The following is a 12,004-nucleotide window of genomic DNA, read 5'->3' on the forward strand; positions in this document are numbered from 1 at the left end:
ATGGGCGCCCGCCGTACGACATTGTTCAGGCGAGGCATGGGGCTTCGCCGCCACCCCAAAGGAAGATCATCATGGAATACATGCTCCTGCTCTATTCGGACCCGGCGGGCTTCGCAGCGCTCGGCCCCGCTCAGGTCGGCGAGGCGATGGCCGCCTACGGCGCCTACAACGAAGCCCTGCAGAAGGCCGGCGTGATGCGCAGTTCCAACCGGCTGCGGCCTGCGGCAATGAGCACCACCGTGCGGCTGCAGGCCGGCAAGACCGAGGTGCTCAACGGCCCCTACGCCGAGACGCGCGAACAGCTCGGCGGCTACTTCCTGATCGACGTGCCGGACCTGGACGCCGCACTGTCCTGGGCGGCGCGCTGCCCCGGGGCCAGCCACGGTGTGGTGGAAGTGCGGCCGATCTGGCCCATGGGCGCGGACTGAAGTCGCGTGGCGGCCGACGGCGCTCTCGCGGCAACGCGCGCGGCCGAATCGGCGGCGCGCCAAAGCTACGGCAAGCTGATCGCCTTTCTCTCGGCGCGCACGCACGACGTGGCGGGCGCCGAGGATGCGCTGTCGGAAGCCTTCGCCGCTGCGCTCGCCGAGTGGCCCGTGCAGGGCGTGCCGCAGTCGCCCGAGGCCTGGCTGCTCACCGTGGCGCGGCGCAGGCGGGTCGACGCGGTGCGCCACCGGGTGTTGGACGAAGGGGCAGCCGCGCACCTGCAATGGCTGTCCGACCTCACGGCCGATGAAGACGACGACGCATCCGGCCTGCCCGACCGGCGTCTCGGCCTGCTGTTCGCATGCGCGCACCCCGGCATCGACCGCGGCGTGCGCGCGCCGCTGATGCTCCAGGCGGTGCTGGGTTTCGACGCCGCGACCATCGCCTCGGCTTTCCTGGTCGCCCCCGGTGCGATGGGACAGCGGCTCACGCGCGCCAAGGCCAGGATCCGGCAGGCGGGCATCGGCTTCGGGGTGCCGCCGCGCGAGCGGCTGGCCGAGCGGCTCGACGCAGTGCTGGAGGCCATCTACGCGGCCTTCGCGGAAGGCTGGTCCGACCCCGAGGGCGCCGACGCGCGGCGCCGCAACCTCGCGGACGAGGCGATCTGGCTGGGCCGGCTCGCGGCGTCGCTGCTGCCCGACGAAGGCGAGGCGCTGGGCCTGCTGTCGCTGATGCTGCATGCGCATGCGCGCCGCGAGGCCCGGCGCGATGCGGCTGGCCACTACGTGCCGCTCGGCGAGCAGGACCCGCAGTGCTGGGACGCCGCCATGATCGACGAGGCCGAGGCGCTGCTGTCGCGCGCCAACCGCTGCGGCGACAGCGGGCGCTACCAGCTGGAGGCGGCGGTGCAATCCGCGCACGCCGTGCGGCGACGCACCGGGCAGGCGGACTGGGCCGCGGTCGAGCAGTTGTACGAAGCGCTGTGTGCACTCACGGGGTCACCCGTCGCGGCGCTCAACCATGCAGTGGCGCTGGCGCAGACCCGGGGGCCGGCCGTTGGCTTGACCGCGCTCGACGCGCTGGCCGATGACACGCGGCTTGCGGACTACCAACCATATTGGGCCGCGCGCGCAGACCTGCTCGCACGCTGCGGCGATCTGCCAGGTGCAACGCAGGCCTACCGGCTGGCCATCGGGCTGGAGAGCGATCCGGCGGTGCGGCAGTTCCTGCAACGGCGCGCCGCATCGCTGGCGCGGTGATCCGTCATCACCGTGCGGTGCTGCGCATCCCGGTCGTCTTGCCGAGCATGATCGGCAGGCACAGCGCGTAGAGCGCAGCGCCCACGAGCCACACGATGCCCGGGAAGCGCACGCGATACGCGAAGTAGAGCGTACTGATCAGCAGGGGGCCGAGTACCGAGGCCAGGCTGCTGATGCTCGCGAGCACGCCTTGCAGCCGCCCCTGCTCGGCCTCACCCACGCGCGCCGAGAGCGTCGACTGCAGCGCGGGCTGGCCGATGCCGCCCATGCACAGCAGCGGCAGCAGCGCGAGCGCCATCCAGCCCTGTGTGGCGAAGGCGATCAGGGCGTAGGCCGTGCAATCGGCGATGGTGCCGATGGCAATCGCCGCGCGCTCGCCCCAACGCTCGACCACCGGGCCCGCCACGAAGCCCTGCACCAGCGCATGGATCAGGCCGAAGCACGCGAGCGAAAGGCCGACCGTGGTGCCGTTCCAGGCGTAGCGGTCTTCGCCGTAGAGCACCCATGTCGTGCCGGCGACCTCGCCCACCAGCACGAGCACCAGGAACACGCCCAGCACCGGCAGCAACGCGGGAAAGCCCGCGGCCCAGCGCAGCGGCGCGAGCGGATGGAGCATGCCGCGGTCGAAGGGCTTTGCCGCGAGTGCCGGCGGGCGCGACTCGCGCAACACCAGCAGGCCCACGAGGAAGGTCACGCCATTGAGCACGGCGGCCGCCACGAACGGCAGCCGCACGCCATGGTCGCCGAGCACGCCGCCGATCGCCGGCCCGGCAATGAAGCCCAGGCCGAAGCAGGCGCCCATGCGGCCGAACCAGCGCGCGCGCTGGTGCTCGGGCGTGAGGTCGGCGATGGCCGCCGAGGCCACCGCCATGCTCGCGCCCGTCATGCCCGCGATCGCGCGGCCCACGAACAGCAGCCACAGCGAGGGCGCGAAGGCCATGAAGAGCGCATCGACCGCCGCGCCCAGCACCGAAACCAGCAGCACCGGCCGGCGGCCGAAGCGGTCGCTCAGCGCGCCGAGCACGGGCGCGCAAAGGAACTGCATCAGCGCATAGAGCGACAGAAAGGCGCCGAAGCGCCAGCCCAGGTCGCCGGTGTGGCCGACCTCGCGCAGCAGGCTCGGCACGATCGGCATGACCAGGCTGATGCCGATGGCGTCGAGCGTGACGATTGCGAGGATCACCGCATGCGCGTAGCGGCTGCTCGCAAAAGGGGGAGAAGAAATGCTGGAATTTATCATTGATAAGGAATTATCAGCGATAAATTCCGAGCTGTGAAGCACCCCCACGCATCGGCACGGACATCGGCATGAAACTGGACAACGAAGTGATCCTCGAGGCAGCCCTCGCGCTGCTCGACGAGGTCGGCATGGACAAGCTCAGCACCCGGCTGCTGGCCGAGCGGCTCGGCGTGYAGCAGCCCGCGCTGTACTGGCATTTCAAGAACAAGCGCGCGCTGCTCGACGCGATGAACGGCGAGATCCTGCGCCGCGCCCACGAGCGCCGGCTGCCGCTGCCGGACGAATCGTGGGACGCGTTCCTGCGCGAGAACGCGCGCAGCTTCCGCCGCGCGCTGCTGGCGCGGCGCGACGGCGCGCGCCTGCATGCCGGCAGCGAGCCCGATCCGGGCGACCTGGAGATGGTGGAGGCACAACTCRCGGCCGTGGTCAGCCGGGGCATGCCGGCAACGCAGGCCATGGCGCTGATGATCGCGCTGGGCCGCTACACCGTGGGCTGCGTGCTCGAGGAACAGGCGGCGCCGCCCGACGCGGCGCAGCGCCAGCAGACGCTCGATGCCGCCGCAGCGTCGCGCCCCCTGCTGGCCGAGGCATTCGCCAGCTACCGCAAGGCCGGGCCCGATGCGATGTTCGATATCGGCGTGGACCTCATGCTGGAAGGCGCGAAGGCGCGCCTGGCGGACGCCGCCACCGCGACGCGCCGCCGCGCCACACCCAAAGGCGACGCCAAGCCGCGCCGATAGATCAGCGCCCGTTCTCTTCGAGGATCCAGCCCGCGGCCTTCTCGGCCATCATCAGCGTGGGGCTGTTCGTGTTGCCGCTCGTGATGGTGGGCATCGCGCCCGCATCCACCACGCGCAGGCCCTGGATGCCGCGCACGCGCAGCTTCGCATCGAGCACCGCCATCGGGTCGCCGTCCGCGCCCATCTTGGTGGTGCCGACCGGGTGGAAGATGGTGGTCGCGATGTCGCCGGCCAGGCGCGCGAGGTCTTCGTCGGTCTGGTACTGCACGCCGGGCTTCCATTCTTCGGGCTTGTACTTGGCGAGCGCGGGCTGCGAGGCGATGCGGCGCGTCACGCGCAGCGAGTCGGCCGCCACCTTGCGGTCTTCGTCGGTGCTCAGGTAGTTGGGCGCGATGGCCGGTGCATCCTCGAAGCGCTTGCTCTTGATGCGCACCGAGCCCCGGCTCGTCGGGTTGAGGTTGCACACGCTCGCGGTGAAGGCCGGAAAGCTGTGCAGCGGATCGCCGAAGGCATCGAGCGAGAGCGGCTGCACGTGGTACTCGAGGTTCGGCCATTCGTGCTCGGGCGAGCTGCGCGTGAAGGCGCCGAGCTGCGAAGGCGCCATGCTCATCGGGCCGCTGCGCTTGAACAGGTATTCGAGGCCGATCTTCGCCTTGCCGACCATCGACGAGGCCAGCACGTTGAGCGTGGGTGCGCCTTCGATCTTGTAGACCGCGCGGATCTGCAGGTGGTCCTGCAGGTTGGCGCCGACGCCGGGCGCATCGAGCACCACGTCGATGCCGTGCTGGCGCAGCAGCTCGGCCGGGCCGATGCCCGAGAGCTGCAGGATCTGCGGCGAGCCGATGCTGCCCGCGCTCAGGATCACTTCGCGCTCGGCATGGGCGGTGGCCATCTCGGTGCCGTTCCACACTTCGGCGCCGATGCAGCGTTTGGTGCCGTCTTCCAGTGTCTCGAACAGCAGGCGCGAGACCTGTGCGCCAGTCCACAGTTCGAAGTTGGGCCGGCCATAGCAAGTAGGCCGCAGGAAGGCCTTGGCGGTGTTCCAGCGCCAGCCGTTCTTCTGGTTGACCTGGAAGTAGCCCACGCCTTCGTTGCTGCCGCGGTTGAAGTCGGTGGTGTGCGGCACGCCGGCCTGCACCGCGGCTTCGGCGAACGCATCGAGGATGTCCCAGCGCAGACGCTGCTTCTCGACACGCCATTCGCCGCCCGCGCCATGCATCTCGTCGGCGCCGAGGTAGAAGTCCTCGTGCTTCTTGAAGGCGGGCAGCACGTTCTGCCAGCGCCAGCTGTCGTCGCCGGTGAGCTCGGCCCACTGGTCGTAGTCGCGCGACTGGCCGCGCATGTAGATCATGCCGTTGATGCTCGAGCAGCCGCCCAGCGTCTTGCCGCGCGGATAGCGCAGCGTGCGGCCGTTGAGGCCCGCATCGGGCTCGGTGTTGTAGAGCCAGTCGGTGCGCGGGTTGCCGATGCAATAGAGGTAGCCGACCGGGATGTGGATCCAGTGGTAGTCGTCCTTGCGGCCGGCCTCGATGAGCAGCACGCGCTTGGTCTTGTCGGCGCTCAGGCGGTTGGCGATGAGCGAGCCGGCAGTGCCGGCGCCGATGATGATGTAGTCGAAGGTGGTGTCGCTCATGGCGGCTGGCTTGTTGTCTCTCTTTGTTCTTCGGAAATGACTCGCCGCACCTGCGGCGCCGCCTTTACTTGGCCGTAGGCATGACGAATTCCGCCCCTTTGCCGATGCTCTCCGGCCAGCGCTGCATGATCGACTTCTGCTTGGTATAGAAGCGCACGCCCTCTTCGCCATAGGCGTGCATGTCGCCGAACAGGCTCTTCTTCCAGCCGCCGAAGCCGTGCCAAGCCATCGGCACCGGGATCGGCACGTTGATGCCGACCATGCCGACCTGGATGCGGCGGCTGAACTCGCGCGCCACGTTGCCGTCGCGGGTGAAGCAGCTCACGCCATTGCCGAACTCGTGGGCGTTGATGAGGTCCACCGCGTCCTTGAAGTTCTCCACGCGCACGCAGCTCAGCACCGGGCCGAAGATCTCTTCCTTGTAGATGCGCATCTCGGGCGTGACGTGGTCGAACAGCGTGCCGCCCATCCAGAAGCCATCGCCGCAGCCTTCGCCCGCAGCCGAGCCGTTGAAGCCGCGGCCGTCGACCAAGAGCTTCGCGCCTTCCTTCTCGCCCTGCGCGATGTAGCCGGTGATGCGCTCGTGCGCCGCGCGCGTGACGATCGGGCCCATCTCGGCCGCGAGGTTGGTGCCGTTCAGCACCTTGAGCGTCTTCGTGCGCTCGATGAGCTTGGGGATGACCTTGTCGGCCACGTCGCCCACCAGCACCGCGACGCTGATCGCCATGCAGCGCTCGCCGGCCGAGCCGTAGCCCGCGCCGATCAGCGCATCGACCGTCTGGTCGATGTCGGCGTCGGGCATGACCACCATGTGGTTCTTCGCGCCGCCCAGGGCCTGCACGCGCTTGCCGTGGCGCGCGCCGGTTTCGTAGATGTAGTTGGCAATCGGCGTGGAGCCGACGAAGCTGATCGCCTTGACGTCGGGATGCTCGAGCAGCGCATCGACCGCCGCCTTGTCGCCCTGCACGACGTTGAACACGCCGTCGGGGAGCCCGGCCTGCTTGAACAGTTCGGCAATGCGCAGCGACGGGCTCGGATCGGTCGGGCTGGGCTTGAGCACGAAGGTGTTGCCCGCGGCAATGGCCACCGGGAACATCCACATCGGCACCATCACCGGGAAGTTGAAGGGCGTGATGCCGGCGACCACGCCGAGCGGCTGGCGCAGCGTCCAGTTGTCGATGCCGGTGCTCACCTGGTCGGTGAAGTCGCCCTTGAGCAGCTGCGGAATGCCGCAGGCGAACTCGACGATGTCGATGCCGCGGCTGACTTCGCCCTGCGCATCGGTGAAGACCTTGCCGTGCTCGGCGGTGATGAGGTGCGCGAGCTCGTCCTTGTGCTGGTTGAGCAGGTCGAGAAACTTGAACATCACGCGCGCCCGGCGGATCGGCGGCGTGTCGGCCCAGGCCGGGAAGGCGGCCTGCGCGGCGGCCACGGCGGCCGAGACCTGGGCCACGTCGGCCAGGCCCACCTTGCCGGTGACGGCGCCGGTGGCGGGGTTCGTCACGTCCTGCGTGCGGCCCGAGGTGTTGGCGGCTGGCAGGCCGGCGATGTGGTGATCGATATTTCTGATATTCATGGACATGGTGAGGTCTCCGGAAGGCAATTTGGCCCGGTTCTCGTCTGGAAGGCCAATGATTTCGACGCCATGGGCTTATAAAGCAGCCTTATATGACTACCGCCGCCATGGACCTGCAGATTTTGCGCGCCTTCGTTCTCGCGGCGAGGGAAGGCAACGTGTCGCGCGCCGCCGAACGGCTGCACCTCACGCAGCCGGCGGTGAGCCTGCAGCTCAAGCGTTTTGCCGAGGAGACCGGGCTGCAACTCTTCACGCGCACGCCACACGGGCTGGCGCTCACGGCCGACGGCGCGGCGATGCTGCCGCAGGCCGAGCGGGTGCTGGCTGCCGTGGGCGACCTGCAGCAGGCCGCGCGCAAACTGCAGGGCACGGTGCGCGGGGCGCTGCGCATCGGCACCATCCTCGATCCGGAGTTCACGCGACTGGGCGTGTTCCTGCGCGAGCTGGTCGAGGCCGCGCCGCAGATCGAGACCGAGCTGCGCCACGGCATGAGCGGCAGCGTGCTGGCCCAGGTGCAGCGCGGCGAGCTGGACGTGGGCTTTCACCTGGACCCGGGAGAGGACAGCCAGACGGCGACATCCGCCCCGCTCTCGGTCCGCACGCTCACCCGCTTCACTTACCGCGTGGTCGCGCCGGCCGGCTGGGGCCCGCAGGTGCTGGGCCGCGACTGGAAGGCGCTGGCCGCCCTGCCCTGGCTCGCAACGCCGCCCGAATCGGCACACCACCGGCTGCTGGAGCGGGTGTTCGCGCCGCTCGGCCTCTCGCCGCGGCGCGTGGCGCTGGTGGACCAGGAGGCCTCGATGCTCGACCTGCTGAAGTCCGGCATCGGCCTGAGCCTGGTGCGGGATTCCATCGCCATCCGCGAATGCCAGGCCCACGGCCTCGTGATGGCCGACCGGGTGCAGCTCGACTGCGCGCTGCGTTTTGTCTCGCTGGCGGCGCGACGCGACGAGCCGGTGATCGCGAGCGCCTGGGACGCGCTGGCCAGGGCCTGGAACTGAAGAAAAGCTGAAAAGCCGCCGAGGCATCGGAAGCAGGATCAGGCCCCGGCCAAAAAAACATCGGATTCCGAGAAAAAAACGGCGCAACGCCCTACGCAAACGAGGGGTCTGGAGCACATGGCCGCCGGATGCACCCGGTTACGATGCGCGCATTCCCTGACCCCGATTTTCTGTTTACTTTCTTGCTCACACGCGCCATGTCTTCCGCAACCTCGACTGCCGACGCCCAAGCCGCCGACAGCGCGTTGCCGGGTGTCGCGCAGCAGGATCGGGAAGGCCGCCAATGGACGGTGGCCAGCGGCCGCTGGACGGCGCTGGGCATGTCGTCGCTTCCCGCCTGGCAGGCGCTGTCGAAAAGCCTGGAGGCCGTTCCGCCCGCGGACGACCGCGCCTGGGACCTGCGGCCGATCGAGCAGCTCGACCACATCGGCGCCCAGCTGCTGTGGGAGCACTGGCACCACGAATGGCCTGCCACGCTGGAAATGGCGCCGCAGCACAAGGCCGTGCTCGACCAGGTGGCGCAGTACACCGTCGCCACGCCGGACGAACCGCCGAAGTCGCTGGCCGACCGCGTCCGGGAGTTCTCGCACAACGGCCCGCGCGCGATGTACGCGGCACGCGACTTCATAGGGCTCATCGGCCAGCTCGCGCTCGACGTCTGCACGCTCGTTCGTGCGCCGCACCGCGGACCGTGGCGCGATTTTTCGGGGCACCTCTATCAGTTCGGCGCCACGGCGCTGCACATCACCGCGCTGGTCGGCCTGCTGATCGGCGTGGTGCTGGCCTACCTCATCTCGCAGCAGCTGCGCCTGTACGGCGCCGAGGCCTTCGTGGTCAACATCCTCGGGCTCTCGCTGGTCCGCGAACTCGGCCCGGTGCTGGCCGCGGTGCTGATCGCGGGGCGCTCGGGCTCGGCCATCACCGCGCAGATCGGCGTGATGCGGGTGACCGAAGAACTCGACGCGATGCGCGTCATGGGCATCCCGCACGGCTTCCGGCTCGTGATGCCGCGCGTGCTGGCGCTGGCCATCGCGATGCCGCTGATCAGCCTCTGGACCTCGATGGCGGCGCTCCTGGGCGGCATGCTCGCGGCCGACGCGGCGCTCGACATCTCGCCGTCCTACTTTCTCTCGGCGCTGCCGCGCGCGGTGCCGATCGCGAACCTGTGGCTCGCGTTGGCCAAGTCGGCGGTGTTCGGCATCCTGATCGCGCTGATCGGCTGCTACTTCGGCATGAAGGTCAAGCCCAACACCGAGAGCCTGGGGCGCGGCACCACCTCGTCGGTCGTGACCTCGATCACCGCGGTGATCCTGGTCGACGCGCTGTTCGCAGTGCTCTTCAAGGGCATCGGGTTCCGGGGATGAACATGCCCGCCCGCCCCGACACGACCACCGTGGTGGACATCCGCAAGCTCTGGACGGTGTTCAAGAACGCCGACGGCGAGGAGCAGGTGGTCCACCGCGACCTCGACCTGCACCTCGACCGCGGCGAGGTGCTCTCGCTGGTCGGCGGCTCGGGCACCGGCAAGACGGTGCTGCTGCGCCAGATCCTCGGGCTCGAGAAGCCGACGCGCGGCGCGGTCGAGGTGCTGGGCCAGCCGCCCGGTGAACTCAGCGCCACCGGCGCCGCCAACGTGGGCATGCTGTTCCAGCACGGCGCGCTGTTTTCGGCCTTCAGCGTGCTGGAGAACATCGCCTTTCCGCTGCGCGAGCTGAAGCTGCTGCCCAACGACCTCATCCTCCATGCGGCGCTCGTGAAACTGCAGATGGTGGGCCTCGAACCCCGGCACGCCAACATGAGCCCTGCGGACCTGTCGGGCGGCATGATCAAGCGCGTGGCGCTGGCGCGCGCGCTCATCATGGACCCGCCGCTCCTGCTGCTCGACGAGCCCACGGCCGGCCTCGACCCCGAGGCCTCGGACAGCTTCTGCAACCTGCTGCGCGGCCTGCACCGCGAGCTGGGCCTGACGGTGGTGATGGTCACCCACGACCTCGACACGCTGTTCGACCTGAGCACCCGCATCGCGGTGCTGGCCGACCACAAAGTCATCGTCAGCGGCACGGCACGCGAGGTCATCGCCTACCCGCATCCGTTCATTCACGAATACTTTCTCGGAGGGCGCGGCCAGCGCGCCCTGGAGGCTCTGCATGAGAAACCCGTTGAAACAGCACCGCGGCCCACCGGCGCGGGCCGTTGAAAGGTAGCCACACCATGGAAAACAAAGCCCATGCCCTCGCCGCCGGCGCCTTCGTGCTCGGCCTCATCGCCGCGCTCGTGGGGCTGGTGATCTGGTTCACGCGCGACAACACCGTGCGCAACGTCTACGAACTCTCCACGCGCGACGCGGTCAGCGGCCTGCAGCCGCAGGCCATGGTGCGCTACCGCGGCATCGCGGTCGGCAAGGTGGCGTCGATCGACTTCGACCCCAAGGTGAAGGGCAACGTGCGCGTTCGCATCACGGTCGACCAGCGCGTGCCGCTCACCACCTCGAGCTTCGCCACGCTGAGCTACCAGGGCGTGACGGGGCTGGCCTTCATCGCGCTGGACGACAAGGGCGAATCGAATGTCGCACTCAAGCCGAACGACGACGACCCGCCGCGCATTCCGCTCAAGCCCTCGATGCTCGCCCAGCTGCAGGACCGCGGCGAGGCCATCATCAACCAGGTCGAGGAAGTGACGAAGCGCGCCAACCAACTGCTGAGCGACCCCAACCAGAAGCGCGCGGCCGATGCGCTCGAGAACATCGCGGCCGCCTCGGCCAGCGCCAACACGCTGCTCAAGACCCTCGACGACACGGTGAAGACCGGCTTGAACCCGGCACTGACAAAGCTGCCGGACACGATGGCCTCGGTGAAGAAGGCGGCCGGCGACGTCTCGCGCGTGGCCAACAACTTCAACACCACCGTGGGCCGGCTCAATGCGTCCGACGGTCCGGTCGAGCGCCTGAGCGACGGCACCAAGGCACTGGCGCAGGCGGTCGATTCGTTCAACGCGGCCACCCTGCCGCGCGTGAACCGCGTGGCCGACGACACCTCGCAAGCGGTGCGCCGCCTGGGCCGCGCGGCCGACAGCATCAACGACAACCCGCAATCGCTGCTGTTCGGCAGCGGCGGTACCGCCGCGGGTCCGGGCGAGCCCGGTTTCTCCGCGCCCGCCGCGCGCCCTGGAAGGTGATGAGCATGAAGACGACCCACTCCCTTGCTGCAACCCTCGCGGGCCTCGGCTTCGCGCTGCTGGTCGCCGGCTGCGGCGCGCTGCCGGACAAGCCTGTGCGTTCGACGCTGTACGACTTCGGCCCCGGGCTCGCCGCGACGGCACCCGCGGCGGCGCCAGCCGCAGCCGCCTTGCCCACGCTGGCCCTGGCCGAGTTCGACAGCAACACCCGCCTCGACGGCACGCAGATCCTCTACCGCCTCGGCTACGCGGACGCCAACGAACTGCGGCCCTACGGCCAGTCGCGCTGGAGCCAGCCCCCCGCGCAGCTGCTGCGCCAGCGGCTGCGCGACGCGCTCGCCGAGCGCCGCACCGTGCTCGGCCCGCAAGAAAGCGCAACCATCGCGCGCAGCAAGGGCGAGGTGCCCGACACCCTGCGCATTTCGCTCGACGAGTTCAGCCACTACTTCGATTCGCAGAGCAGCAGCGTGGGCCTCGTTCGCCTGCGCGCCACGCTGATCCGCGGCGCCACCGGCGGCGACCGCGTGCTGGGCCAGAAGACCTTCACGGTGCGCCACCCCGCACCCAGCGCCGACGCGCCCGGCGGCGTGAGGGCGCTGGCCGCGGCCAGCGACGCGGCAGTGGCCGAGGTCGTGCAGTGGCTGGACCAGCTGCAACAACAACCGCGGCAGTAAGCTGTCGTCCGAACGCCGCACTCATTTCAACCACGAGGAGACTCGCCCCATGAACGCAACACGCATCGTTGGCATCCTGCTGATCGTGGCAGGCATCGCGGGGCTGGGCCTCGGCGGCTTCAGCTTCACCAAGGAGACGCACCAGGCCAAGCTCGGCCCGCTGGAGTTCTCGGTGAAGGAGAAGCAGACCGTCAATTTCCCCGCCTGGGCCGGCGTCGCCGCCATCGTGGTGGGCGGCGCGCTGGTGCTGCTGGGCGGCAGGAAGGGCTGAGGCCGGCGCA

The 12,004-nt window shown here is 69.4% G+C and carries 12 protein-coding genes; 9 read left to right on the forward strand and 3 right to left on the reverse strand.

The window, feature by feature from the left end:
• The first annotated feature begins 71 nt into the window (after positions 1–71).
• Complete coding sequence (locus AC1DXX_RS05575; protein ID WP_478133173.1) at positions 72–428, forward strand: YciI family protein; 357 nt, start codon at positions 72–74, stop codon at positions 426–428.
• A 6-nt stretch (positions 429–434) separates the two neighbouring features.
• Complete coding sequence (locus tag AC1DXX_RS05580; RefSeq protein WP_478133174.1) at positions 435–1,685, forward strand: RNA polymerase sigma factor; 1,251 nt, start codon at positions 435–437, stop codon at positions 1,683–1,685.
• 7 nt (positions 1,686–1,692) lie between these two features.
• Here AC1DXX_RS05580 and tet read toward each other — a convergent pair whose 3' ends face one another.
• On the reverse strand, positions 1,693–2,925 hold the full coding sequence (tet, locus tag AC1DXX_RS05585) for a Tet(A)/Tet(B)/Tet(C) family tetracycline efflux MFS transporter (RefSeq protein WP_478133175.1): 1,233 nt from the start codon (positions 2,923–2,925) through the stop codon (positions 1,693–1,695).
• Between the two features lie 68 nt (positions 2,926–2,993).
• Between tet and tetR the strand changes: the two genes are divergently transcribed.
• Positions 2,994–3,665 carry a tetracycline resistance transcriptional repressor TetR gene (tetR, locus tag AC1DXX_RS05590; protein WP_478133176.1) on the forward strand — a complete coding sequence of 224 codons (672 nt, stop codon included), beginning with the start codon at positions 2,994–2,996 and terminating at the stop codon, positions 3,663–3,665.
• A gap of 1 nt (position 3,666) precedes the next feature.
• On the opposite strand, the gene AC1DXX_RS05595 is transcribed toward tetR, so the two are convergent.
• Entirely contained in the window at positions 3,667–5,298 is a 1,632-nt protein-coding gene (locus AC1DXX_RS05595; RefSeq protein ID WP_478133177.1) for a GMC family oxidoreductase, read from the reverse strand.
• A 64-nt stretch (positions 5,299–5,362) separates the two neighbouring features.
• Positions 5,363–6,880 carry a CoA-acylating methylmalonate-semialdehyde dehydrogenase gene (locus AC1DXX_RS05600; RefSeq protein WP_478133178.1) on the reverse strand — a complete coding sequence of 506 codons (1,518 nt, stop codon included), beginning with the start codon at positions 6,878–6,880 and terminating at the stop codon, positions 5,363–5,365.
• An 86-nt stretch (positions 6,881–6,966) separates the two neighbouring features.
• Here AC1DXX_RS05600 and AC1DXX_RS05605 point away from each other — a divergent pair, with 86 nt between their 5' ends.
• From AC1DXX_RS05605 to AC1DXX_RS05630, 6 genes are all read left to right on the forward strand, one after another.
• On the forward strand, positions 6,967–7,875 hold the full coding sequence (locus tag AC1DXX_RS05605; protein ID WP_478133179.1) for a LysR family transcriptional regulator: 909 nt from the start codon (positions 6,967–6,969) through the stop codon (positions 7,873–7,875).
• A 197-nt stretch (positions 7,876–8,072) separates the two neighbouring features.
• On the forward strand, positions 8,073–9,239 hold the full coding sequence (locus AC1DXX_RS05610; protein ID WP_478133180.1) for an MlaE family ABC transporter permease: 1,167 nt from the start codon (positions 8,073–8,075) through the stop codon (positions 9,237–9,239).
• Positions 9,236–10,072 (forward strand): ABC transporter ATP-binding protein, encoded by an 837-nt coding sequence (locus tag AC1DXX_RS05615; protein WP_478133181.1) that lies wholly within the window; start codon positions 9,236–9,238, stop codon positions 10,070–10,072. Before AC1DXX_RS05610 ends, AC1DXX_RS05615 begins: the two co-directional genes overlap by 4 nt.
• Positions 10,073–10,086: 14 nt before the next feature.
• Positions 10,087–11,049, forward strand: a complete 963-nt coding sequence (locus AC1DXX_RS05620) for an MlaD family protein (protein WP_478133182.1) — start codon at positions 10,087–10,089, stop codon at positions 11,047–11,049.
• Between the two features lie 5 nt (positions 11,050–11,054).
• Positions 11,055–11,723 carry an ABC-type transport auxiliary lipoprotein family protein gene (locus AC1DXX_RS05625; protein WP_478133183.1) on the forward strand — a complete coding sequence of 223 codons (669 nt, stop codon included), beginning with the start codon at positions 11,055–11,057 and terminating at the stop codon, positions 11,721–11,723.
• Between the two features lie 49 nt (positions 11,724–11,772).
• Positions 11,773–11,994 (forward strand): hypothetical protein, encoded by a 222-nt coding sequence (locus AC1DXX_RS05630; RefSeq protein WP_478133184.1) that lies wholly within the window; start codon positions 11,773–11,775, stop codon positions 11,992–11,994.
• Positions 11,995–12,004: the final 10 nt, after the last annotated feature.

Source organism: Variovorax sp. P4_B10, from assembly GCF_056402375.1.